The following is a 22,954-nucleotide window of genomic DNA, read 5'->3' as shown; positions in this document are numbered from 1 at the left end:
TTCAGGCAATTGTGAGACGACTGAATAAATATTATATAGAGGGGATCCACTATCTTTTATGCCATGTATTACGCAGCAGGACTGCGTGATCGGGACAGGGAACCAGTTCACTCGGGATTTACCCGCCGCCTGTTCGATGCGGCCAGTTGTTTTTTTGGCTTGCCTTCTTCTGACTCTTTCATTCATCAGGGCCTGCAACAGACCCGCTCCCGGACAATGGTTTTCCGGGATACCACCACACAACAACAATCCATGCTAAGCGGGCCAACCGTCCGCCGATCCGCGGCCGGGGTTTGCCCTTGCAACCCATTACTGGAGGATGATCATGAAAAGACGTACTTTTCTGGCCGGACTGGCCGGCTCCACCGCTTTCGCCTTTTCCGGGCTGACGGCGCTTGCGCCCCGCCAGGCCGTGGCGGGCACCGTTGCCGTCGATCTGGTGGCCGAAGGCACCTACAAGACCATGGTCGATGGGGCGTCGATCTATGTCTGGCAATTCCGCGATACCGCCGGCAGCGGACCGGGCGCCCTGACTTCCGGCCTGGTGGTCCGGGAGGGGGATACGGTCAACATCACGGTGACCAACAACCTGGACCGCGACATCAATCTGGCCATTCCCGGGGTGATGAGCAACACGGCCGCGGTTTCGCCCGGCGGCTCCCGCACCTACAGTTTCACCGCGCCGGCCGCGGGCAGTTATTTCTATACCGACGACCTGAACGGTGAAATCGGCAAGGCCATGGGTCTGTCCGGCCCGCTGGTGGTGATGCCGACCGATGGTTCCAGCACTCTGTACACCGGCGGTCCGGCCTTCGACCGCCAGTACACGCTGGTGTTGAATGAACTGGACGACCGGCTCAATGCCGCGGTCGCGGCGGGCGGCAGTTACGATATGGCCAACTATGAACCCAACTATTATTTCGTGAATGGTCTGAGCTACCCCGACACGAAATCGGACGCCGACACGCTGGTGGCCATGAATGTCGGTGAAGATGTCGCCATCCGTTTCATCAATACCGGCTGCATCACCTATCCTCAACACTTTCACGGCTATCACGTGAATGTCATCAGCCGCAATCGGGTGCCTGAAACCACGGCCATCGAGAAGGACACCACGCAGGTCGAGCGCGACATGTGCGTGGATGTGATCCTGCCGGTGGTGCAGCCGGGCGCTTACCCGCTGCATACGCATTACGTGCCGGGCGTTACCGCCAACGGTGTGTATCTGTACCCCTATGGTGGCGCACTGATCGTCATGAGCGCGTCCTGAAAGGGACTGCCTGGCTGAATAAGACAAAGGATAGAGGAGAGCACACATGATCAATGTACTGAAAGACAAACTGATGATGCGCCGTCGCGGTGGCGGCATGGGCGGCGGTGGCGGTGGCGGCACTGGTGGTGGAACTGCCGGTGGCCGTACCTTTGCCTATCAGGCGGCACCGACCAGCGTCGGCGTCAGCATGATGGGCCGCCTGACCATGGCCAATGGCGCGTCCATTCGCACCTGGTATTTCGGCAGCGGCTTCAACGGAGACCGTGCCCTGGCCGGCCCGGTGTTCGAGGCCAATGAAGGAGAACTGGTGGAGATCACCCTGAGTTCCATGATGCCGCACAGCATTCACTTCCATGGTCTTGACGTGGATCAGGCCAACGACGGCGTACCCAGTACCTCCGGATACGTTGGCGGTGGCATGGGTGGTGGCGGCGGCTTTGGCCGGGTAGGGGATGCACCCAGCCTGGGCAGCTCCTACACCTACACCTTCACCGCGCCACACGCCGGCACCTACATGTATCACTGCCATGTCGATACGGTATTGCACATGGAAATGGGCATGTACGGTACCGTTATCATCCGTCCGCCCAATGGCAGCACCACGGAGGCCTGGGCCGGCGGTCCGACCTTCGACAAGGAATACGTCTGGCAACTGGGCACCTTCGACAGCTCCTGGCATGGTCAGATGGTCAGTGGTTCTGGGACTGTGCGGTATCGCCCCGATTACTTCATGATCAATGGCCGGGATGGCGCCAATGCAGGCACGGATTCCACCGTTGCCGTATCGGCCGGCGCCGGACAGACAGTGCTGATCCGGGTCAATGGCACCAGTTACATGCCCGCCATCGTGCGTCTCGGCGGCCTGCCGTTCGAGGTCATTGCCTCGGATGGGCGGCCCCTCGCTCAGTCCTATACGGCAACCGAGCAACTGGTATGCGCCGGCGAGCGTTACGACCTGCTGGTCACCATGCCGTCATCGGGCCAGTATGCGGCCACCGTGGACTATTACGACATTCGCCGCGCCACGCTGCTGGGCTCGGTGGCAACCACGGTGACGGTGGTCTGAAAAAACATGCAGAACAACAAGTTCTGCCGAAGTTTTCCGGCCACCTTTAAGGTGGCCAGTTTTTAAAACATCTCTTTTTCAGTCCCCCAGCACGGGTGATTTAGCGCAGCGGAGCTGAGAAACCGCGGGCTGTACAACAGGTTACGGATAATGCCATGGGCGAAGCACCGCGGAGCACGGGATCAAGCATATCGCGGTTCCCCGGGCGAAACCGGGCTCGGGGTTTACGGCGCTGTTCGAGGCGATGGTGATCGACCGTCTGATGGAGGACCGGGCCAACGCGGCGAGATGGCGCCTGGGGCTGAGCTGGAACGCGATTGACAGCATCATGCAGCGGGCGGTGCGGCGGGACCTTGCCTGGGATCCGGAGTACCCGTGCAGTGAACCCCGAATGGCCACGAAAACCCTGCGTCAGCGGGGTTAGACTTCACATCTGCCCCCACCCACGCAGGCAATAGCCGCTCGGGGTGCCTCTGCCACGCTGCCGGACAAGTCACTATAATGCTTGAAACGCGCCTGCAGACTGTTGAGTGAGCGGGGCTTTCGCGTGAAAGACAACGCCAACGAACAACTGATCGACACCATCTACGCTGCCGCGATATCGCGGAAGAGGACCTGGCAGGATGGGCAAAGGCCCGAAGGGCCGTGCCCATCATGATGGTCACGGGATGTGATGGGCACGTCGCTGCGCGCCTTTGCCCCTCCTACGAATTCACTGCGTACGCTTACGCAGGTGCGTCAGCAGCCGCGCCACCGTCGTGCCGCGCCAATCAGACCGAACAATCCTGAGCCAAACAACCAGAACGCCCCGGGCAAGGGCACCGCACTCACCGCGGTCACTTTGAGGCTGTTGCCACTGCCGATGTCGAAATTCACATTAAGGCCCAAAAAGGGGCCATCGATCATCGGTGAACCGCCGATACCGTCGTCGGAGAAGGGTGCGCCACCAGTCACTGGATTATTCATGCAATCCACACCGGGCGTGCAAAGCGTCGCAGTATTCAACGTGCTGACAGCCAGCGGCGCAGGCCCCTGCTGGTTGAGCCCCAGCGAATCCGAGGCAGGCAGCGCACTCCCTACGTCGGCAATAACCACGCCATTGCGCTTCAGTGAACTGCCGCTGATGACGTCGCCGACCTGCAGGCCAATATCGATGGCATTGAATAGCCCGGTGGCATCCCAGACCATCGAGATGGGCACGCCGAAGTTGTTGTTCCAGTCCCCCAGCATGTTACCAATGATGTAATTGGTGCCGGATACACGCAGCAGCGAAATATCATGAATCGTCGCCGTCGCACCGAAGGTATCGAAATTGGCGATGGTGAGATTGGCTGAGAATCCACTGCCTGCCGCGTCGTCGTACTGCAGCGTCGAGCTGATACTCTGCTGATCCATGAAGTTGCCGGCATTGTCGAGCAGGGTGTACTTGCCGGTGAACGAAAATTCGTACACGACCGCAGATGCAGGCACCGACGCCGCCATACCTGTGACAAACGAGGCGGCTGCAAGCCAATGAATGCTTTTTCCCATGCCCCCTCCTTAGCTGTTAGTGATTGTTGCTCCCCCTCCATTCGAAGCGTAAACACAGGGCGCCGGCAGGTCAAATCCACAATCTGCCGCAAATTGTGTCTCTCGGGACTGGGGGCCTGAATCAGCTCACGTCGATCATGTCGTCGCAAGATTCATCTACTTGTTTTTGTTTGCCGTTTCGTGCGCCACACGCGGGACTTGCCCATGTCGAGGCAGCGGCGCCCCTGCCATCCCTCGTGGATCTCTGCCAGCAGGGCCGCCAACCAGGCGCAGCGCCGGGATCGCAAGCCGGTGCTGTGCCGGCACCGGTGCCCCGCTGCCGCCCGACGCCCATAGTGCATGGAACGAGCCACGCCCCACAGCCGGCGGGGCCTTGCCATAGATGCGCCTCGTGGACACCGAACAGGCCCGGCTCACGGATTCGACCTCCGCTTCGGAAAAGGGAACTCGCCCTCGTGCCGGGCGATGCGCATCTCCAGCAGCTCCTTGTCCATCATCATGTCCCCGACGAGGCGCTTGGCGCGCTTGAGTTCCTGTTCCAGGGCGGCCACCTTTGGATCGTCCGTGCGGCGCTTCAACACTGACCGCCCCGCTTCCAGAAACTCATCCCGCCAGGCCGAGAGCACCACCACCGGCTGGCCGGTTTGCCGGCTCATTGCATCCAGGCTATCGCCGCGCAACAGGCGCAACACCACCTCCTGCTTGTGCTTCGCCGAGCAATGTTTCATCGACGATTGCCTGGCCATGGGCACCTCCTGTCGTTTTCACTCTACGACCAAATGTGCGCCCAAATTATTCGAGTCGCGAGGCAACCCAAGCGGGCATGCAACCAAACGGATCTTCCGACTCGCAGGCTGGTAACACCGGCCGGATCAATGTCGATGCCCGCTGCGGCCAGCGCGGCTGTTGCTGCCGCCTTTCCGGCACGACGGTTCGTTTCCCGGGTATACAGCCGGCAAGTTCCAACCGGTCCGGTTCGACAAGGCTGGCCACGCGTCGGGCCGACGGGCCATAATTGGGCCGTACCGTTCTTCAACGACAAGGATCATGACCATGAGAACAGCCCGTTCTGTCCATCTGTGCCTGCTGCTGGCCCTGCTGTCTCCCGCAAGTCAGCAGGCCGTCGCCGAGATCAGCGCCGAGCAGCTCAAGCAACGCATCCAGGCGCGTTCGCAGCGTATTGCGGAGTTCCGGGCACTGCTCAACGACCCGGACCAGACCGTGCGCCTGGCGGCCCTGGACGAGATGCTGGGTTCGGACGACGTGGCCATGCGCGAGCTGGCGTTCGGGGTGTGCTTCAACAGCGCCGACGAGGCCATGCGCGCCATCTGCCTGCGCCGCAAGTTCGCCGACCTGGGTACGATCAATGTCGAGTTCCCCGATCCGTCCGGACAGAAGCTGGCCGATACCCAGGCCAAGGCCCTCCAGGACTGGGGTAACATCTATACCTTCTCGGTCACGGAGTTCGATGCCCGTACCGGCCGATTCAAGACCGCAGGCACCTATCGCAACGGCACGGGGCAACTCAGCGGGACGCGGCTGACCTTCAGCCACCCCTACTGCACGGGCGCCTTTGCGCTGGGTGACGGTGCGGTACTGGAAGGCGAACTCGGCTGCACCGGCAGCTGGGCCGGCACGTTCAGGGGCATCGTCCGGCTGCAGTGACCGCCGGCCTCAGCGCGCCACCGGCACTTCGATACCGGCCAGCCCCACGGCTGCGGGGTCGCCCCAGTTGGAGTAGATGCGCAGCATCAGCCAGCGCACGCGCACCGGCGCGAAGCCGACCGTCTTCTCCTGCTCGGTGCGGATGTAGCTGCCGGTGGCGACCGGCAGCCAGTGGCCGTCCGGACGACTGCTGACCAGGATCTCGAAGTCGCGCGGCAGCCGCGCCGCCGGTGCCACGCCGCGGCCGATCAACCGCACCTCCTGCACCACCGACGTCTTGTCGCCCGGCAGTTCCAGCACCACTTCCACCGGGAAACTGCCCGCGCTGGCGTACCAGACCGTCTGCCTGCCGTCGACCAGGTTGGCGGCACGGTGATCGGCGTCCAGGGGTGGCACGTTCCAGGACACCACTTCGGGCGCCGGCCCGGTTCGGGGAATGGCCGGTTTGGGCGGGCTGGCGGCACGGCGGGCCGCGCGGCCGGCACCGCCGAAGAATGGCCGCAATGTCTCCAGCGCCCGATCGTAGCGCAGCACCCTGCCCTCGCCCGTGTCCGCGTCCACGGCCATCAGGATACCGGCCGGCCGGTCACCGACCAGCAGCAGGCTGCCGCTCAACCCCTTGAACAGCTGATCCCGGTCCCGTTCCGGGCGCACCCGCAGGTAGAGCAGGCCGACGTCGCTCAGCGTCACCCGGCGCCGGCTGATACTGCCGTCGGCGTTGACCGAGGTCAGCACGCCGCGGTCGGCGGTGGCCAGCCGGTCCTCCAGCCCCGCCGCGACCACTGGCGAGCCGTTGCAGAAGCCGGCCAGGGCGCCGGTGACGTGCAGGATGGCCAGGTCGTAGCCGAAGGTCTGCAGCAGGTCGCCGTCGCCCTGCGGCCGGCGGCTGTGGCCGCCTGTCAGGCTGGCGAACAGCTCGTCGCCGAGCACATGGGCGGGCGTGACGGCGTAGCATTCCCCCAGCCGCTTGAGCAACAGCGCCTGCCCTTCCTCCGCCGTGCGCACGAAGGCCTGGGGCGGCGGCGCCGCCCGCAGTGCCGGCGCCACCGCCAGCAACGCCAGCAGAACCACTGCACGCAGTCGGGCCGGGCGCTCCCTTTGCGGACTTCGCCTCATTCGCCACCTCCCTCGCCTGCCCGGACTTTCGTCCCCTCTGTCTCATCGATGCCCAGCCGGCGGGCGAGGAACACCAGCGGCGCCCCCAGCAACTGCACCAGACAGCGCGACAGAAATTCGATCAACAGGATCAGCAGTGCCACGATGGCGGTCAGCGCCGCCAGCACCGGATCGTTGACGAAACGCGCCCAGTGCTGGGCGCGGATGCGGTAGCCGGCGCTGCCCAGGCGTTCGACCTGGACGTACTCGGCCTGGCCGTGCGCCACCAGTTGCATGGCGTTCACGGGCTCGGAGAAGCCCTCCATGGGCTCGGCGCGGACAAAGCCGTTGACCACCACCGGCTCCAGCGTACCGGTGTTCGCGTTGCGCCCCCAGAGCTGGATGCGGTCGCCCGGGTCCAGCGTGCCCGAGCCCGCCACGTAGCGGCTGCGCCCAAAGAGCTGTTCCTCCACCACGCTCACGGTGCCCGACAACAGCACGCTGTTCACGCCGCTGGCGACATCGTCGCCCACGGTGAGCCGGCCACGGAAAGGCAGCAGCCGCGGCCGCCCTTCGACCTCGACCAGCAGCAGGGCCCAGTCACCCAGCGAGCGCGTTCCACCGGCAGGGTCGTCCAGGCTGCCTACCGAACCGGCGGCTTCGCCGGCCTCCAGCTCGATGCGCAGGATGCCGACGCCGTGGCGCTGCAGCCGGACCCGGGTGCCGGGCGCGATATCCAGCACCGTGTCCGGCGCCAATACCCCGGCCTCCGCGGCCGGTTGCAGGGGATCGGTCAACACGCGCGCGCCGCCAAGCTCCCACTGCGACAGGGTGGGGTCGGTCACCGTGAATGCGACCAGCTCGGTCGCGGTATCGACCGTGAAGATGTTGGGACGGTCAGGCAGCACCAGGCACAGCACCAGCACCAGGGCCAGCAGCGCCAGGGCCATCTTGAAATAGACGTTGCGCTCGCCGTCGCCCTCCTTCAGCAGGCGCAGCAGACCGGGGGTGAGGACCTTGCGCAGCGCCCGTTTCATCCAGCTTCGCCGGGCAGCGCGATGACCAGCTCGGTGGGCGGCAGCATGCGCTCGTAGCGCCGACGCAGAATGCGCACCTCGAGCGGGCCTGCCACGGCCTCGGGCTTCGGCAACGCCACCGTGCAGACCGTATCGAAGGCGGTACGCCGGCCCTGGCGGATGCGCCGGCAGCGCGACGGCCGGCGGGCGCCAGCGTCGTTCTTCACCTGGACATAGGTATCGGTGCGGCCCGAGTTGACGAAGATCCAGACCCGGCCGGGCGGCGTGTCCGCCGGCGAGCGGGCGGACAGCAGCAACTGCCGTCCGCCGCGCCGGCCACACTCACCCTGATAGGCCAGCAGCGCCAGCTCATCTTCGCCCAAAGTCCGCAACAGGTCGCGGTGGGCGGACGGATACGCCAACAGCACCGGCTGGCCACCGACGGCCGGCGGCAGAACGAAGGTGTTCTCGGCCCAGTAACGGCCGTCGCGGGACACCACCTGCACACAGACGCTGCCGCCCGCCACGGCGGCCGGCGGCAACAGCGCCAGGCGGGCGGAGCCACCGCTGCCGGCCAGCATCAGGCCGGTCACGACCCGGCCGCTGACCGGGGCTTCCTCATGGAAGGTCTCGTGCAGTGGCGTGGTCCGGGGCCACGCCACCGGCGGTCCGGCGAGAACCTGGCCGGCCCCCAGCAGCAGGGCCGCCAGGTAGCGCATGGGTCGGCACATGTTGTTGTTCCGCTATCAGCCCCCTCTCCCGAAAGTATACAACAGCGGCACCGACCCGCCGACTACTGGAAGAACGGGCACCCACGCTTTGAGCAACTGCTCAAGCGGTGTTATAAGAGGGGCGTCGACAGAAACGAGGTCGGTGACGTGCCAATCTGGTTCCGCGCATGATGCCCGAGGGGAGCGGGTCGGGTTATCTTCCCTGGATATTGCCCTCGGCGCTTGCGTCGCTGCTATGCCTGCTGTTGGCCCGGGTCGTCTGCAACCGGCGCAGGCTACCCATTGTGCGCGCCTTTTTCTGGTTTCTGGCCTGCATTTTCATCTGGGTCTTCTCCCGCTTTCTCATCACACTCGCCGATGATGACGGCCTGCGCCTGCTGATCTCGAAATTCCAGTACGTCGGTATTGCCTTCACGCCGCTTGCCTGGCTGGTCTTCTCCCTCACCGCCATCGGGGCCACCCGCTACCTGGATCGTCGCACACTGCTGCTTCTGGCCATCGTGCCCTCGATCACGGTGCTGCTGGCCATGAGCAATGACTACCATCATCTCATCTGGACCCAGATCCGCTTCACCCGATTCCGGGTCATGGCCGAACACGGCCCGTGGTTTGTGGTGCATATCGCCTATTCCTACCTTCTGATCGGGATAGCGACCTTTTCCGCCTTCATCGAATATCTGCGAAACCCCCGGTACAAGCGCGAACTTGTCGCCATCGTGGTGGCCCCGCTGCTGGTCCTGCTCGCCAATCTGAGCCGGCTCGTCGGCTGGTTCGATACCGGCGATCTGGACGTGGTGTCCATTGCCTTTGCCGTCGCCATCCTGCTGTTCTCCTGGGTAGTGATAAGCGACAACTATCTGCAATTGGCACCGACGGCGCGCACCCTGCTGGTCGAGAACATGCAGGATTCGCTGCTGGTGGTAAACGACGAATACCGCATCGTCGATGCCAACCCCTCCGCCGAACGACTGTTCGGCACCGACAGGGAGGGGCTTGTCGGCCGGCCCTTGTCGATGCTCGTCCCGGACGACGGCGTGCGCGACCGGCTGCTGAAAGACAGTTTCACCGAACTGACCCTGCAGGACCGGCCCTTTCAGGCCCTCAATACGCGCATCTCCTTCGGCACAGGCAGGGTGCATGGCCATCTCATCGTCTTGCGGGATATCGCGGAACTGAAAAAGGCGCAGGATCAACTGCAGCGGACCACGCGGGCGCTGCAACAGGCCAACCACGAACTGCAGGTACTCGCCAACACAGACGGCCTGACCCGGCTCGCCAACAGGCGTCACTTCTTCGAACAATTCAACCGGGAACTGGCGCGCCTGGAACGGACAGGAGGCGAACTCTGCCTGCTGCTCATCGACCTCGACCACTTCAAGCGGATCAATGACACCCACGGCCACACGGCAGGCGATGCCGTACTGCAGCGGGTATCGGCGCTTCTGGACACCACGGTGAGGAAATGCGACATCGCCGGCCGCCTGGGCGGCGAGGAGTTCGGCCTGCTGTTTCCCGATACCGGGATCGATGGCGCCCGCCACTTTGCCGAGCGCCTGCTCGAAGCCATACGGAACAGCCACCGCGACGACGACATACCGGTCACCGCCAGCATGGGGCTCACGGCTGCCGGCAACGATCTGGACATGCAGCGCATCCTCGAACGGGCCGACACCGCCCTGTACCGCTCAAAAGAGGCTGGCCGCAATCAACTCTCTGTCTGCTGAGGCAAGACCGCAGACGCCATCCCTCCAGCGGGCGCTGCCAGACCCGGGTCCGGTGCGAGACGTTGCCTGTGAGTACCGGTCACTCCCACTCAATCGTCCCCGGCGGCTTGCCGGTGACGTCGTAGACGACGCGGGACACGCCGGGGATCTCGTTGACGATACGCCGGGAGACGTGGTCGAGGAACTCGTAGGGAAGATGCGCCCAGCGGGCGGTCATGAAGTCGATGGTCTCGACAGCGCGCAGGGCGACGACATGATCGTAGCGACGGCCGTCGCCGGTGACGCCCACCGACTTGACGGGGAGGAACACGGCGAAGGCCTGGCTGACCGAGTCGTACAGCCCTTCCTTGCGCAATTCCTCGATGAAGATGTGGTCGGCCAGGCGCAGGGTGTCGGCATAGGCCTTCTTCACCTCGCCGAGGATGCGCACCCCAAGGCCCGGGCCGGGGAAGGGATGGCGGTAGACCATGTCATAGGGCAAGCCGAGTTCCACGCCGAGCTTGCGCACCTCGTCCTTGAACAGCTCGCGCAGGGGCTCCAGCAACTTGAGCTTCATGTGCTCGGGCAGGCCACCGACATTGTGGTGGGACTTGATGAGATGGGCCTTGCCGGTGCGGGCACCGGCGGATTCGATGACATCGGGATAGATGGTGCCCTGCGCCAGCCACTGCGCGTCCTTGAGCTTTTCCGCCTCTTCCTCGAACACCTCGATGAACAGGTTACCGATGATCTTGCGCTTCTGCTCGGGATCGGTGACACCCTTGAGCGCGTGCAGGAAGCGGTGCTCGGCATCGACCCGGATCACGCGCACGCCCATGTGCTCGGCGAAGGTCGCCATGACCTGGTCGCCTTCCTGGTGACGCAGCAGGCCGTTGTCCACGAACACGCAGGTGAGCTGGTCGCCGATGGCGCGGTGCAGCAGGGCCGCGACCACGGAGGAGTCCACGCCGCCGGACAGGCCGAGCAGCACCGCCTCGTTACCGACCTGGCTGCGAATGGTCTCGATGCTGTCCTCGATGATGTTGCCCGGCGTCCACAGCGCGTCGCAGCCGCAGATGTCGACCACGAAGCGCTTGAGGATGCGGCCGCCCTGGCGGGTGTGGGTGACCTCGGGATGGAACTGCACGCCATAGAAGCCGCGGCTGTCGTCGGCCATGCCGGCGATTGGGGCGGACTCGGTGCTGGCCATCAGCCTGAAGCCGGGCGGCAGCCCGACCACGCGGTCGCCATGGCTCATCCAGACGTCGAGCAGGCCGTAGCCCTCGGCGCTGGTGTGGTCCTCGATGTCGCGCAGCAGCCGGGTATGGCCGCGCGCGCGTACCTGGGCATAGCCGTATTCGTGGCGGTCGGAGTGCTCGACCTTGCCGCCGAGCTGCGCGGCCATGGTCTGCATGCCGTAGCAGATGCCCAGCACCGGCACGCCCAGCTCGAACACCAGCCGCGGCGCACGCGGCGCTTCCTCCGCGGTGACCGTCTCCGGCCCGCCGGACAGGATGATGCCCTTCGGGTGGAAGGTGCGGATGTCCGCTTCGTCCATGTCCCAGGGATGGATCTCGCAGTAGACGCCGATCTCGCGCACCCGGCGGGCGATGAGCTGGGTGTACTGGGATCCGAAGTCCAGGATCAGGATGCGGTGGGCATGAATATCGGTCATGTTGTCGGACACAGGTTACAGGACGGGCGACCATACGCAGCGCTCATGATGGGCACGGCGCCCTGCGCCTTTGCCCATCCGACATTGACTGTCGGGAAAGCGGTGATACAACAGCACCCGCCCCACGCTCAAACGCGGTAGTTCGGCGCCTCTTTCGTGATCTGCACGTCGTGGACGTGGCTCTCGGTCATGCCGGCGCCGGTCACACGCACGAACTGCGGCTTGGTGCGCATTTCCTCGATGGTGGCGCAGCCGGTGTAGCCCATGCTGGAGCGCAGGCCGCCGAGCAGCTGGTGGATGACCGGCTGCAGCGGCCCCTTGTAGGGGACGCGGCCCTCGATGCCCTCGGGCACCAGTTTCTCGGCGTCGCTGCCTTCCTGGAAGTAGCGGTCGCTGGAACCCTGCTGGCCGGCCATGGCGCCCAGGGAGCCCATGCCGCGATAGGACTTGTAGGAGCGGCCCTGGTACAGCTCGACCTCGCCCGGCGCCTCCTCGGTGCCGGCAAACATGCTGCCGACCATGATGGCATGGGCGCCGGCGGCAACGGCCTTGGCCATGTCGCCGGAATAGCGGATGCCGCCATCGGCGATCAGCGGCACCCCGCTGTCCTTGAGCGCGGCGGCAACATTGCCGACGGCGCTGATCTGGGGCACCCCCACGCCCGCGACGATGCGGGTGGTGCAGATGGAACCCGGCCCGATGCCGACCTTGACCGCATCGGCCCCGGCCTCGACCAGCGCCAGCGCGGCCTCGGCGGTGGCAATGTTGCCGCCGATGACCTGCACGTCCGGAAACTTCTTCTTCACCCAGGCGACCCGGTCCAGCACGCCCTTCGAGTGGCCGTGCGCAGTGTCGACCACGATCACGTCCACGCCGGCCGCCACCAGCGCCTCCACGCGTTCGTCCGTGCCGGCGCCGACACCCACGGCGGCCCCGCAGCGCAGCCGGCCCTGGGAGTCCTTGCAGGCATTGGGCTTGTCGGAGGCCTTCTGGATATCCTTCACCGTCACCAGCCCCCGCAGGCGGAACTCCTCGTCCACCACCAGCACCTTCTCGATACGGTGCTCGTGCAGCAGCCTGAGAATCTCGTCGGCCTCGGCCCCCTCCTTCACCGTCACCAGCTTGTCGCGCGGGGTCATGATGGTGGAGACGGGATTGTCGTAGCGGGTTTCGAAGCGCAGGTCGCGATTGGTGACGATACCGACCAGGTCCTTGCCGTCCACCACCGGCACGCCGGAGATGTTGTGCATCCGGGTCAGCGCCAGTACCTCGCGGATGCTGGTGTCGGGCGAGACGGTGATGGGATCGCTGATGACACCGGCCTCGAACTTCTTCACCTGCCGCACCTGGTCGGCCTGCTGCTCGGTCGTCATGTTCTTGTGGATGATGCCGATGCCCCCCTCCTGCGCCAGGGCAATGGCCAGCCGGGCCTCGGTCACCGTATCCATGGCCGCCGACACCAGCGGGATGTTGAGCTCTATCTCGCGGGTCAGGCGCGTGCGCAGGTCGACGTCGCGCGGCAGAATATCGGAGCGTGCCGGGATGAGCAGGACGTCGTCGAAAGTCAGGGCTTCTTCGGCTATTCGCAGCATGGAGGCGGGTCCGTCAGACTGGCTGGGATGAAGCCCGCCATTATAGGTAGGTGCGGGCCGCGGGTAAACCGGGCCGGCACCGCCCGACGTCCGCCCTGAAGAACACAAGCAACTGCTTTGAAAGGATTTTCCCGGCCAGCGCCGATAGCGGTATGATGCCCTCATGAATGTCGGCCCCGCAGCCGGGGGAACCCGCGACGTGTTCACGGTATCGCGCCTCAACGCCGAGGTGCGCGACCTGCTGTCCGCCCACTATCCGCTGATCTGGGTGGAGGGCGAGCTTTCCAACGTCGCCCGTCCCGCCTCCGGCCACCTCTACTTCACCCTCAAGGACGCCCGTGCCCAGGTGCGCTGCGCGCTGTTTCGCAACCGCAGCCGGGGGCTGGGCTTCGTGCCCGAGGACGGCATGCAGGTGCTGGTGCGCGCCAGCGTGTCGCTGTACGAGCCGCGCGGCGACTACCAGCTCATCGTCGAGCACCTGGAGGAATCCGGCGACGGCGCCCTGCGCCGGGCCTTCGAGCGGCTCAAGCAGAAGCTCGCGGCCGAGGGCCTGTTCGACGAGACGCGCAAGCGCCCGCTGCCGGCCCTGCCGCGTCGCATAGGCATCATCACCTCGCCCACCGGCGCTGCCATCCGCGACATCCTCAGCGTGCTGAAGCGGCGCTTCCCGGCCATCCCGGTGCTGGTGTACCCGGTGCCGGTGCAGGGCGAGGGTGCGGCCGCGCGCATCGCCGCAGCCATCCGGCTGGCCGACCGCCGGCGCGACTGCGACGTGCTCATCATCGGCCGCGGCGGCGGCTCGCTGGAAGACCTCTGGGCCTTCAACGAGGAAATCGTCGCCCGCGCCATTGCCGGGTGCGAGATTCCGGTGGTCAGCGCGGTCGGCCACGAGATCGACTTCACCATCGCCGACTTCGTCGCCGACCGCCGCGCGCCCACACCCTCGGCAGCGGCAGAGCTGGTCTCGCCCGATGCGCGCGAACTGGCCCAGCAGTTCCTGGGCCTGGAGCGGCGGCTGGCGCGCACGCTCCGCGAGCGGCTGGCGCGGGAACGACGTCACCTCGACTATCTGGCACGGCGGCTGTCCCAGCAGCATCCGGGCCAGCGCCTGCTGCAGTGGACGCAGCGCCTGGACGAACTCGAACAACGGCTGGGGCGCGCCCTGCAGGGCCGCCTCCGTGCCCGCCGCGCACGGTTGGACACCCTGATCCAGGCCCTGCACCGCCACAGTCCGGCGCCGCGGCTGATCCGGCTGGAGGAGCGCTGCTGCGATCTGCAGCACAGGCTGCGCCAGGGCACCCGCCGCCGGCTGGAACTGGCGCGCGCCCGCCTCACCACCGCAGCGCGCCAGCTGGACACGGTGAGTCCGCTGGCAACGCTCGACCGCGGCTATGCCATCGTGCTCCGCGATGCCGACGGCATCATCCTGCGCGATGCGCGCGCGGTCGCGCCGGGCGAGGCGGTCACGGCGCGGCTGGCGCGCGGCCGCCTGCACTGCACGGTCAACGGGAGCGAGCCGGAATGAAGGCGAAGGCATTTCCCGGATCACGGCCCGCGGGCGTTCATCCGGACTACGGGATACTTGCCCAGGCGTTCATGCGTGATAGCCACCGAACCCACCGGACCCACGGAAACTGTCGCTCGCGAGGTCTGTTGCGCCGCTGCGAGCGCCCGATCATCCTTTCCGTGGATATAGTGGATACAGTGGATGCCGTGGCCATGAGTGAAGCGAAGCGCTGTCCGGAATCGCCAATGACACACCGGGTTCCATCCGGATTGCAGGATGTTTGTCAGCACTTCATGCCAGGCCGGATAACAGTCCTGCTTGCCTGCCTGCTGCTCGGCGTGAGCAGCGTAGTCCTTGCCCTGCCCCGCGCCGAGCCCGTCCCCGGCGGCGTCGCAGTCGTCGCCCTGGGCAGCGAGCGCCCCGCCGCCGTACGCTATCGCGAACGACCGGTGCTGGTGGTGGCCGAAGCAGGGCAGTGGCATGCCGTGGTCGGCATCCCGCTCGCCGCGCGCCCCGGAGCGGCGACGCTGGCAGTCACCGGCAGCGATGGCCGCACCCGGCAACTGGCCTTCGAGATCCGCGACAAGGACTACGAGAGCCAGTACCTGACCATCGAGAACAAACGCAAGGTCAATCCCAACGCCGAAGACCTGGCGCGTATCCGCAAGGAAGAGAAACGCATCCGCGCCGCGTTTGCGCGTTTTACCGAGGGCAGACAGCCGGAACTGAACTTCACGCTGCCGGTGAACGGGCCGGTGAGCAGCCCCTTCGGCCTGCGCCGCTTCTTCAACCGGCAGCCGCGCAAGCCCCACAGCGGGCTCGATCTGGCCGCGCCCCGCGGCACGCCCGTTCAGGCCCCGGCACCGGGGGTGGTGCTGGATACGGGGGATTTCTTCTTCAACGGCAATACCGTGTTCATCGACCACGGCCAGGGCCTGGTCAGCATGTACTGCCACATGGACCATATCCAGGTCCGGCCCGGGCAGGCGGTGGCGCGCGGCGAGGTCATCGGCACCGTCGGCAGTACCGGCCGGGTCACCGGCCCACACCTGCACTGGAGCGTGAGCCTCAACGACGCCCGCGTCGACCCCTCGTTGCTGCTCGAAGCGAACCCCTGACCCTTTGTAGCCTGCAACCGGCTACCACACGAGGGTGAGGGAAACTTGATCTCCGTCAATCGGGGCGGCAGGCTGAGGGCAAATCAATCCCGGGAAGACCACCGTGCGCCGAAGCCTTGCCGACTATCCGCTGGAAGACCTCAAGAACGTCTATCGCACGCTGCACGCCCAGCTGCCTGAGAACATGGAACTCATGGACTCCGAGCTGCTTCAGGACCTGCAGACCCTGCTGCAACAGAAGGCAAGGGCCGAGGGCGTGGACATCTCGGTGCACGCGCAATGGGCGACCTGGCTCAATGGCGGCGCCGACCTGCGCGCGCTGTAGCGGTCAGCCCCCCGCATCGCTTGCGGCCGCTTCCCCGGCCACGCCCAGCCGCGGCGCCAGTATCTGCCACACGTTCTCCAGCATCAGCGGCTGCGCCTCGGCGCGGGGATGGATGCCGTCGGGCTGCATCAGTTCCGGTCGGGTGGCCACGCCCTCGAGCAGGAAGGGCACCAGCGGAACCTCGTGGCTTTCGGCGAGTTCGGGATAGATGCGCTCGAAGGCCTGCACATAGGCCTGGCCATAGTTGGGCGGCAGGCGGATGCCGATCAGCAGCACCTTTGCACCGGCGGCACGCGACAGTTCGATCATGCGCGCGAGGTTGTTGCGGGTATGCGCCGGCGGCAGGCCGCGCAGGCCGTCGTTGCCGCCCAGTTCCAGCAACACCCAGTCGGGCCGCCACTGCTCCAGCAGTGCCGGCAGGCGCGCCAGCCCGCCGGCGGTGGTCTCGCCGCTCACCGAGGCATTGACCACACGATCACCGGGCAGCCGCCCGGCCAGCAGCGCCACCCAGCCCGCCGCCTCGGGCAATCCGTAGGCCGCGCTCAGGCTGTCCCCCAGCACCAGCAGGGTGCGCGCGCTCGCGGGAACGGGTAACGTACCCAGCAGGAGCACCCAGATACACAGGGCACGCATGAAGGACGACATCCTGATCTCCGCGGATCGACTCGGCAAGCGGGTATCCACCCCCGACGGCGAACTCACCATACTCGACGACATCAGCCTGGCCGTGAATCGCGGCGAGAGCTGCGCCGTGGTCGGGCCGTCGGGCTCCGGCAAGTCCACCCTGCTCGGTCTGCTGGCCGGGCTCGACGTGCCCAGCAGCGGCTCGGTGGTACTGGACGGCCAGCATATCACGGCGCTGGACGAGGACGGCCGCGCCGCGGTACGGCTGGGACGGGTGGGCTTCGTGTTCCAGTCCTTCCAGCTCCTGCCCAATCTGACCGCGCTGGAAAACGTGCTGCTGCCTCTGGAACTGCTGGACCGCCGCGATGCCGGGGCGGTGGCGCGCGACTGGCTGGACCGGGTCGGACTCGCGGCGCGCGCGGCCCATTACCCGCACCAGTTGTCCGGCGGCGAACAGCAGCGGGTAGCCGTCGCCCGCGCCTTCGTACTGGAACCCGCCATCCTGTTCGCCGACGAGCCCACCGGCAACCTGGACACCGCCACCGGGCAGCGCATCGCCGACCTGCTGCTGGCGCTGAACCGCGACCGCGGCACCACCCTGATGCTGGTCACCCACGACGCGCGGCTGGCCGCGGCCTGCGATCGGCAACTGGCACTCGACGGCGGCCGGCTGGTGGCCTGAGGCCGTGCGCAGCGACGCAAGACTGGCCCTGCGCTGGCTGGCGCGCGATGCGCGTGCCGGCGAGCTGCAACTGCTCGCCGCCAGCCTGGTGCTGGCCGTGGCGGTGACCCTGCTGATCGGGCTCGCCGCCGATCGCCTGCAGCGGGGGCTGTCGCTGCAGGGCACGGAGCTGCTGGGGGCCGACCTGGTGCTGCGCAGCCCGACGCCGGTCCCCGAGGACTGGCTGCAGCGGGCGACGGCGCTCGGTCTGGCGCGGTCGGCCACGCTGGAATTCGCCAGCGTGGTCAGCACGGGCGAGGCCTTCCAGCTCGCCAGCGTGCGTGCCGTCGACGACGCCTTTCCCCTGCGCGGCGAATCGCGCAGCGCAGCAACGCCCCATGGCGAGGACCGCCCGGCGACACCGCCACGGCCGGGCACGGTCTGGATCGAGGCCCGGCTGGGCAGCCTGCTCGGCGTCGGCATCGGCGATGCGCTGCAGGTGGGGGCCGCGACCCTGCGCGTGGTCGCCTTTCTCGGCCACGAGCCGAGCCGGTCGGGCGACTTCTTCAACATGTCGCCACGCCTCCTGATGCACCTCGACGACCTGCCCGCGACCCGCGTGGTGCAGCCCGGCAGCCGTGTGCACTGGCGCCACTTCGTCGCGGGCCCGCGGCCGGCGCTCGAGGCCTGGAAGGCCTGGCTGACGCCGCAGCTCGCGCCGGGACAGACGCTGGTCGACGTGCGCAGCGGCCGTCCCCTGGTCGGCGATGCCCTGCAGCGAGCCGAGGGCTTCCTGAGCCTGGCCAGCCTGGCGACGGTGGCCCTGGCCGGCGTCGCCATCGGCCTGGCCGCCCGCCGCCATGCCCGCCGGCACCTGGACGGCGCGGCACTGATCCGCTGCTTCGGCCACCCGGCACGCCGCATCCTGCGCCTGTTCCTGCTGCAATACCTGATGCTGGGGCTGGCGGCGGGCATGCTCGGCTGCCTGCTGGGCTGGGGCCTGCAGGCGGGGCTGTTCGCCTGGCTGGGCGAACGCATTCCGCAGGCACCGGCCGAGCTGTCCGCCGGGCGGTTGCTGTTCGCCCTGCTGCTGGCACCGCTGATGCTGCTGGCCTTCGCGCTGCCGCCCCTGCTCAGCCTGCCGCGCACGCCGGCACTGCGGGTACTCGATCGCGAGCTGACCCCGACGCCGGTGAATGCCTGGCTGACCCGCGGCAGCGCACTGGCGCTGGTCGCCGGCCTGCTGCTGGCGCAGCTCGGGGATGTCCGGCTCGCGGCCCTGCTGCTGGGCGGCCTGACCGCGGCGGCCCTGCTCGGCCTGGCCGCGATCCGCGGCCTGCTGGCGCTGCTCGCCCGCGCGCCCTGGCCGGCGGGCTTCGCGCCCCGGCTGGCCCGCCGTGGCCTGGTCAGCCAGCCCTGGTTGACCAGCGCCCAGCTGCTGGGCTTCACCCTCACCCTGCTGGTGCTGGCGCTGGCACTGGTGCTGCGTGCCGACCTGATTCGCGACTGGCAGACCCGACTGCCGCCGGACGCACCGAATCACTTCGCACTCAACCTCCTCGACCACCAGGTCGAGCCCTTCGCGCAGCAACTGGCCGCCGCAGGCATCGCTCACAGCGGCCTGTATCCGATCGTGCGCGGCCGGCTGGTGGCGCGCAACGGTCAACCCATGCGCGCGGCGGTAACCAAGGAGGAAGGCAACGACGAGGCGCTGCGCCGGGAGCTGAATCTCACCTGGCAGGACCATCTGCCGGAAGGCAACCGGCTCGTCGCCGGCCGCTGGTTCGGTAGCGCTGACACAGCGGAGGTCTCGGTGGAATCACGGCTGGCGCACCGGCTGGGCATCGGGCTCGGTGACCGGCTCACCTTCACCATTGGCGGCCGCCAGCTCACGGCGACCGTCACCAGCATCCGGGAAGTGGACTGGGAATCCTTCCGGCCGAACTTCTACATGATCTTTCCGCCGGGCGTGCTCGACGGCTTGCCGCAGACCTGGCTCACCGCCTTTCGCATCGAACCCGGGAACAAGCATCTGCTGGGACCGCTGGTGGCCGCCTTCCCCAATGTCACCCTGCTGGAGGTGGATCGCATGATTGCGCAGGTGCAGGGTCTGCTGGACCATGCCCTGGCGGCGATGACGGTGCTGCTGCTGTTCGTGCTCGCCGCCGGCCTGCTGGTGCTGGCGGCGGTGACACTGGCCACGCTGGATGCGCGTCTGCGCACCGGCGCCCTGCTGCGCAGCTTCGGCGCCACCCGCGCGCGCATCCGTGCCTGGCAGTTGTGGGAGTTCCTGCTGCTGGGCCTGATCGCCGGCGGCCTGGCGGCCGTGGGCAGCGAACTGCTGCTGGCGCTTGTCTACGCCCGTGGCCTGGACCTGGCGCCGCGGCTGCGCCCCCTCCCTTGGCTGCTGATCCCGGCGGCCGGCGTCCTGCTCACCCTCGCGCTGGGGCTGCTGACCGGCCGCCGGGTGGTGCGCCACCCGCCACTGCACCTGCTGGGCGGGCAGCGGTGACCGGCTTGCCCACATGTTTCACCAGGGGCTGCGGATGATGGCTGGCCTGCCGCCCGCTTCCGCCCTGGTGAAACATGCGGGCCAGATTCAGGACTGGCGATCGCAGACCAGCGGCCGCAGGAAGAAGTCCACTGCGAAAAAGGTCGCGGCGTAGACGAGACCGCCGATGGAGAAGACATTGAACACCGACTCCGCCTCGCGGCGCTCGGCGATGGTGGCGTAGTCACCGGTGGCGATGGCATAGACCATGGCCGCGAACAAGGTCAGGCCGAGCACAACATTGACCTGGAAGAAACGGTGCCAGCCGCACTGTGCCGTCTGCTGCCGATTCATGGATGACCTCCTGTAGTGGGTTTGTGAGCCTCTGGAAGCAGTGTGCCAGTCCGGCGCGCCACATCCTTGACGCAGGTCAAGCCGCCACCCTGCCGCGCGCCTGGCCGGCCCAGGCGCTTGGCCCCGCCTGCACATCAAGGACTACCCGACTGATTCTGCCTGAGTTTCTCCCCTCACCCCGAGGGAACTGGCCGGGGCCGCCGAGACTGCTAGAATGAGAAAAAACAACAAGGATTCGGAGGGGGAAAGTATGCCGGGGCTGAACCAGACCGAATGGGGACTGATCCTGGTGGCGGCACTGGCCGGCCTGCTGCTCATGCGCTGGCGGCCCTGGCGCCGGGCGGGCGAGGTTTTTCGCCGCTGGCGCCTGCGTCGACGCGCGACAGCATCGATCGACGTGGAACCGCGCAAGCCGCTGCAGACCCTGATGGAAAGCGGGCTGTACTGGGGCGTGCGCATCCACACCCCGCCCGACTCGGTCTGTTGCAGCGCCATTCTCATGCACGAAAACCGCGCCTATCCGCTCGACCAGGCACCGGCGCTGCCTGTCGCCGGCTGCGATGCGGCGCGTTGCCTGTGCACCTATCGCGGCCTGCTCGAACGCCGCGGCCCCACGCCGCGCCGGCGCATGCCGGACCGCCGCCACGCCCTGCGCTTCGGCTCGGCCCGGGACCGGCGCAGCCTGCCGGACCGGCGCAAGGCCGGCCAGGCCTGGGCCCAGCCGGTCTGATTCACCTCAGTTGCTCGCGGTAGTCGCGACCACATTCACCTGCACGCTGGTCTCACCGCGATTGCCGGCGGCGTCGTAGGCGACGACCGTCACATCGTGCAGCCCCGGACTGGTGAACTGCGTCTTCCAGGCGCAGGCCAGCCGGGTACGTGCCTTGCTGCAGTGCAGTTTGCCGTCGATCCAGGCCTCCATGCGCACCACGGCGACATCATCGAAACCGCGTGCCCGCAGCCGTACCCGGCCGCTGAGTTCGGCACCCTCGACCGGGCTGCGCAGGCTCACCGTGGGGGCGACCGTATCCGCACCAGCGTTGGCCACCGTGACCTGACGCTGCACCGTGGCGACATTGCCGGCAGCATCGCTGACCCGCGCCTCCAGGGTCACCGCACCGTCGGCGACCCTGGTCGAATCCCAGCTGAATTCATAGGGTGCCTGGTAATCGGTGGCATACGAGCTGCCGTTGACAAGCAGTTCCACTGAAGCGACATCCTCGTTGTCGCTGGCGTCCACCAGAACGGTCACGGCGCTGCCGCTGACCACCGCACCCGAAACCGGCTGCATGTCCTGGATCACGGGCGGCTCGCTGTCACCCGGCGCCTGCGCCAGGGCCAGCTGAACGGCACCCGAGGCATCGATGCGCCCGGCGCCGTAGAGCGGGTCGGTGCCCGCAGCGCCGAGATCCACTGCCGAATTCATCAGCAGCGCCTCCAGCTCGGCCGGCGTATAGGCCGGATTGATGGCGCGCAGCAGCGCCGCCAGCCCGGCAGCCATGGGACTGGCAAAGGAGGTGCCGGACACGGCCTTGTAACCGCCACCGCGCGCGGTGGTCAGGATGCTCGCGCCCGGCGCGGACAGATCCACGTAATTGCCGTAGCTGGACCAGCTGGTCAGGCTGTCGCCGCTGTTGGTGGCCGAGACCACCAGCAGGTCCGGGCTGGGCGAGAAACCGGGATCGGAACCCGTGTTGCCGGCGGCAACCACCACCAGCCCGCCCTTGCTGCGCATGTAGGCCGCCGCGTCCATGACTGCCGGGCTGCCGGCCACGTCGTAGCTGATGTTGGCGATGTCCGCGCCCTGGTCCGCGGCCCAGGTGATGGCCCGGGCGATGTCGCTGACATAGGCCATGCCATCGCTGCGATTGGTCACGCGCACGGGGAGGATCTGCGCATTCCAGGCCAGGGACGCAACGCCGCGGCTGTTGTTGCTGGCGGCGGCGATAACCCCCGCAACCAGGGTACCATGTCCCTGGATGTCACTGTAGTCGCCGCTGCCGTCGGCCGAGTTCCAGCCCGGCAGCACCTTGCCCACCAGGTCCTCGTGGGCGTCATTGACGCCGGTGTCGAGCACCGCCACCACCACGCCATTGCCCAGCGAGGCATCCCAGGCCGAGGCCGCCCCGATCTTCTGCAGATGCCACTCGTCGCCGTAGCGCGGATCGTCGGGGATGGTCGCCGCCAGCTGCGCCGACCGGTCGATCTCGATGTGTTCGATGAGGTGATGTCGCTTCAGGCGTTCAAGGATGCGTTGCGCACGGTGTTCAGGGACCCTGGCCAGCCGCATGCGCAGGCGTTCGATCACGGCCTCCTCGCTGGCACCATGCTTGTGCATCTCGGTGAACAACTGTCCTCGATGTACACCGGGCTTGACCGTGATCAGCAGGCGGGCGTAGCCCTTCTCGGGCGCATCGGCCTGCACCGCAGGCGGCGCGCCAAGCGCGGCGAGGATGGAAAGCGAAACGAGCGAAGGAAGGAAGGCTCTGCGGGTCATGGACAACTCCTGCCGAATCCGTGAGGGAATG

General features: G+C 67.0%; 20 protein-coding genes. 10 read left to right on the top strand and 10 right to left on the bottom strand.

Features of this window, described 5'->3' with window-relative positions; genetic code table 11:
* Window positions 1-325 precede the first annotated feature (325 nt).
* The gene (locus MVF76_RS08035) at window positions 326-1,270 is read left to right on the top strand and encodes a multicopper oxidase domain-containing protein (RefSeq protein ID WP_297528290.1); all 945 of its coding nucleotides are present in this window, start codon (window positions 326-328) and stop codon (window positions 1,268-1,270) included.
* Between the two features lie 46 nt (window positions 1,271-1,316).
* Window positions 1,317-2,339, top strand: coding sequence for a multicopper oxidase family protein (locus MVF76_RS08030; RefSeq protein ID WP_297528289.1), 1,023 nt, complete (start codon window positions 1,317-1,319; stop codon window positions 2,337-2,339).
* Between the two features lie 738 nt (window positions 2,340-3,077).
* On the opposite strand, the gene MVF76_RS08025 is transcribed toward MVF76_RS08030, so the two are convergent.
* Both MVF76_RS08025 and MVF76_RS08020 read right to left on the bottom strand, forming a co-directional pair.
* Complete coding sequence (locus tag MVF76_RS08025) at window positions 3,078-3,869, bottom strand: hypothetical protein (protein WP_297528288.1); 792 nt, start codon at window positions 3,867-3,869, stop codon at window positions 3,078-3,080.
* A gap of 413 nt (window positions 3,870-4,282) precedes the next feature.
* Window positions 4,283-4,615 carry a hypothetical protein gene (locus MVF76_RS08020; protein ID WP_297528287.1) on the bottom strand — a complete coding sequence of 111 codons (333 nt, stop codon included), beginning with the start codon at window positions 4,613-4,615 and terminating at the stop codon, window positions 4,283-4,285.
* Window positions 4,616-4,922: 307 nt separating this feature from the next.
* Here MVF76_RS08020 and MVF76_RS08015 point away from each other — a divergent pair, with 307 nt between their 5' ends.
* Entirely contained in the window at window positions 4,923-5,534 is a 612-nt protein-coding gene (locus MVF76_RS08015; protein ID WP_297528286.1) for a hypothetical protein, read from the top strand.
* A gap of 9 nt (window positions 5,535-5,543) precedes the next feature.
* On the opposite strand, the gene MVF76_RS08010 is transcribed toward MVF76_RS08015, so the two are convergent.
* The 3 genes from MVF76_RS08010 to MVF76_RS08000 are packed head-to-tail and all read right to left on the bottom strand — an operon-like array spanning window position 5,544 to window position 8,376.
* Window positions 5,544-6,650, bottom strand: a complete 1,107-nt coding sequence (locus MVF76_RS08010; protein ID WP_297528285.1) for a hypothetical protein — start codon at window positions 6,648-6,650, stop codon at window positions 5,544-5,546.
* The gene (locus MVF76_RS08005) at window positions 6,647-7,666 is read right to left on the bottom strand and encodes a hypothetical protein (RefSeq protein WP_297528284.1); all 1,020 of its coding nucleotides are present in this window, start codon (window positions 7,664-7,666) and stop codon (window positions 6,647-6,649) included. The genes MVF76_RS08010 and MVF76_RS08005 overlap by 4 nt, the downstream gene beginning before the upstream one ends.
* Entirely contained in the window at window positions 7,663-8,376 is a 714-nt protein-coding gene (locus MVF76_RS08000) for a hypothetical protein (protein WP_297528283.1), read from the bottom strand. The genes MVF76_RS08005 and MVF76_RS08000 overlap by 4 nt, the downstream gene beginning before the upstream one ends.
* A gap of 167 nt (window positions 8,377-8,543) precedes the next feature.
* Here MVF76_RS08000 and MVF76_RS07995 point away from each other — a divergent pair, with 167 nt between their 5' ends.
* Complete coding sequence (locus MVF76_RS07995; RefSeq protein ID WP_297528282.1) at window positions 8,544-10,100, top strand: histidine kinase N-terminal 7TM domain-containing diguanylate cyclase; 1,557 nt, start codon at window positions 8,544-8,546, stop codon at window positions 10,098-10,100.
* Between the two features lie 79 nt (window positions 10,101-10,179).
* Here the strand turns inward: MVF76_RS07995 and guaA are convergent, their stop codons facing one another.
* Together guaA and guaB are read right to left on the bottom strand one after the other, a co-directional pair.
* Entirely contained in the window at window positions 10,180-11,754 is a 1,575-nt protein-coding gene (gene guaA / locus MVF76_RS07990) for a glutamine-hydrolyzing GMP synthase (RefSeq protein ID WP_297528281.1), read from the bottom strand.
* Window positions 11,755-11,882: 128 nt separating this feature from the next.
* Entirely contained in the window at window positions 11,883-13,343 is a 1,461-nt protein-coding gene (gene guaB, locus MVF76_RS07985) for an IMP dehydrogenase (protein ID WP_297528297.1), read from the bottom strand.
* Window positions 13,344-13,509: 166 nt separating this feature from the next.
* On the opposite strand from guaB, the gene xseA reads away from it, so the two are divergent.
* The 3 genes from xseA (at window position 13,510) to MVF76_RS07970 (ending at window position 16,296) form a co-directional block, all read left to right on the top strand.
* Window positions 13,510-14,871, top strand: a complete 1,362-nt coding sequence (xseA, locus tag MVF76_RS07980; RefSeq protein ID WP_297528280.1) for an exodeoxyribonuclease VII large subunit — start codon at window positions 13,510-13,512, stop codon at window positions 14,869-14,871.
* 275 nt (window positions 14,872-15,146) lie between these two features.
* A complete protein-coding gene (locus MVF76_RS07975) occupies window positions 15,147-15,971 on the top strand; it encodes a peptidoglycan DD-metalloendopeptidase family protein (protein WP_317622950.1) in 825 nt (274 codons plus the stop codon).
* Between the two features lie 103 nt (window positions 15,972-16,074).
* Window positions 16,075-16,296: a hypothetical protein gene (locus MVF76_RS07970; RefSeq protein ID WP_297528278.1), complete on the top strand. Its 222-nt coding sequence runs from the start codon at window positions 16,075-16,077 to the stop codon at window positions 16,294-16,296.
* A gap of 3 nt (window positions 16,297-16,299) precedes the next feature.
* Here MVF76_RS07970 and MVF76_RS07965 read toward each other — a convergent pair whose 3' ends face one another.
* On the bottom strand, window positions 16,300-16,929 hold the full coding sequence (locus tag MVF76_RS07965) for an arylesterase (RefSeq protein ID WP_297528277.1): 630 nt from the start codon (window positions 16,927-16,929) through the stop codon (window positions 16,300-16,302).
* On the opposite strand from MVF76_RS07965, the gene MVF76_RS07960 reads away from it, so the two are divergent.
* Window positions 16,928-17,602, top strand: coding sequence for an ABC transporter ATP-binding protein (locus MVF76_RS07960; protein ID WP_297528276.1), 675 nt, complete (start codon window positions 16,928-16,930; stop codon window positions 17,600-17,602). The genes MVF76_RS07965 and MVF76_RS07960 overlap by 2 nt on opposite strands.
* A 4-nt stretch (window positions 17,603-17,606) precedes the next feature.
* Entirely contained in the window at window positions 17,607-20,093 is a 2,487-nt protein-coding gene (locus MVF76_RS07955) for an ABC transporter permease (protein ID WP_297528275.1), read from the top strand.
* An 87-nt stretch (window positions 20,094-20,180) separates the two neighbouring features.
* Here MVF76_RS07955 and MVF76_RS07950 read toward each other — a convergent pair whose 3' ends face one another.
* Window positions 20,181-20,426, bottom strand: coding sequence for a hypothetical protein (locus MVF76_RS07950; RefSeq protein ID WP_297528274.1), 246 nt, complete (start codon window positions 20,424-20,426; stop codon window positions 20,181-20,183).
* 250 nt (window positions 20,427-20,676) lie between these two features.
* Here MVF76_RS07950 and MVF76_RS07945 point away from each other — a divergent pair, with 250 nt between their 5' ends.
* Complete coding sequence (locus MVF76_RS07945) at window positions 20,677-21,156, top strand: hypothetical protein (RefSeq protein WP_297528273.1); 480 nt, start codon at window positions 20,677-20,679, stop codon at window positions 21,154-21,156.
* Window positions 21,157-21,162: 6 nt separating this feature from the next.
* Here the strand turns inward: MVF76_RS07945 and MVF76_RS07940 are convergent, their stop codons facing one another.
* Entirely contained in the window at window positions 21,163-22,923 is a 1,761-nt protein-coding gene (locus tag MVF76_RS07940; protein ID WP_297528272.1) for a S8 family serine peptidase, read from the bottom strand.
* Between the last annotated feature and the right edge of the window lie 31 nt (window positions 22,924-22,954).

The organism is Thiohalobacter sp. (assembly GCF_027000115.1).
GTDB lineage: Bacteria > Pseudomonadota > Gammaproteobacteria > Thiohalobacterales > Thiohalobacteraceae > JALTON01.
Note: the sequence above shows the minus strand (reverse complement) of the source record. Positions and strands in the feature narration are given on the sequence as shown.

What these genes read in the sequence shown, in the direction of transcription:
- MVF76_RS08035 (WP_297528290.1), top strand. Translation starts at nt 326, where the DNA reads ATGAAAAGACGTACTTTTCTGGCCGGACTGGCCGGCTCCACCGCTTTC.
- MVF76_RS08030 (WP_297528289.1), top strand. Translation starts at nt 1,317, where the DNA reads ATGATCAATGTACTGAAAGACAAACTGATGATGCGCCGTCGCGGTGGC.
- MVF76_RS08025 (WP_297528288.1), bottom strand. Translation starts at nt 3,869, where the DNA reads ATGGGAAAAAGCATTCATTGGCTTGCAGCCGCCTCGTTTGTCACAGGT.
- MVF76_RS08020 (WP_297528287.1), bottom strand. Translation starts at nt 4,615, where the DNA reads ATGGCCAGGCAATCGTCGATGAAACATTGCTCGGCGAAGCACAAGCAG.
- MVF76_RS08015 (WP_297528286.1), top strand. Translation starts at nt 4,923, where the DNA reads ATGAGAACAGCCCGTTCTGTCCATCTGTGCCTGCTGCTGGCCCTGCTG.
- MVF76_RS08010 (WP_297528285.1), bottom strand. Translation starts at nt 6,650, where the DNA reads ATGAGGCGAAGTCCGCAAAGGGAGCGCCCGGCCCGACTGCGTGCAGTG.
- MVF76_RS08005 (WP_297528284.1), bottom strand. Translation starts at nt 7,666, where the DNA reads ATGAAACGGGCGCTGCGCAAGGTCCTCACCCCCGGTCTGCTGCGCCTG.
- MVF76_RS08000 (WP_297528283.1), bottom strand. Translation starts at nt 8,376, where the DNA reads ATGTGCCGACCCATGCGCTACCTGGCGGCCCTGCTGCTGGGGGCCGGC.
- MVF76_RS07995 (WP_297528282.1), top strand. Translation starts at nt 8,544, where the DNA reads ATGATGCCCGAGGGGAGCGGGTCGGGTTATCTTCCCTGGATATTGCCC.
- guaA (WP_297528281.1), bottom strand. Translation starts at nt 11,754, where the DNA reads ATGACCGATATTCATGCCCACCGCATCCTGATCCTGGACTTCGGATCC.
- xseA (WP_297528280.1), top strand. Translation starts at nt 13,510, where the DNA reads ATGAATGTCGGCCCCGCAGCCGGGGGAACCCGCGACGTGTTCACGGTA.
- MVF76_RS07975 (WP_317622950.1), top strand. Translation starts at nt 15,147, where the DNA reads ATGCCAGGCCGGATAACAGTCCTGCTTGCCTGCCTGCTGCTCGGCGTG.
- MVF76_RS07960 (WP_297528276.1), top strand. Translation starts at nt 16,928, where the DNA reads ATGAAGGACGACATCCTGATCTCCGCGGATCGACTCGGCAAGCGGGTA.
- MVF76_RS07965 (WP_297528277.1), bottom strand. Translation starts at nt 16,929, where the DNA reads ATGCGTGCCCTGTGTATCTGGGTGCTCCTGCTGGGTACGTTACCCGTT.
- MVF76_RS07950 (WP_297528274.1), bottom strand. Translation starts at nt 20,426, where the DNA reads ATGAATCGGCAGCAGACGGCACAGTGCGGCTGGCACCGTTTCTTCCAG.
- MVF76_RS07945 (WP_297528273.1), top strand. Translation starts at nt 20,677, where the DNA reads ATGCCGGGGCTGAACCAGACCGAATGGGGACTGATCCTGGTGGCGGCA.
- MVF76_RS07940 (WP_297528272.1), bottom strand. Translation starts at nt 22,923, where the DNA reads ATGACCCGCAGAGCCTTCCTTCCTTCGCTCGTTTCGCTTTCCATCCTC.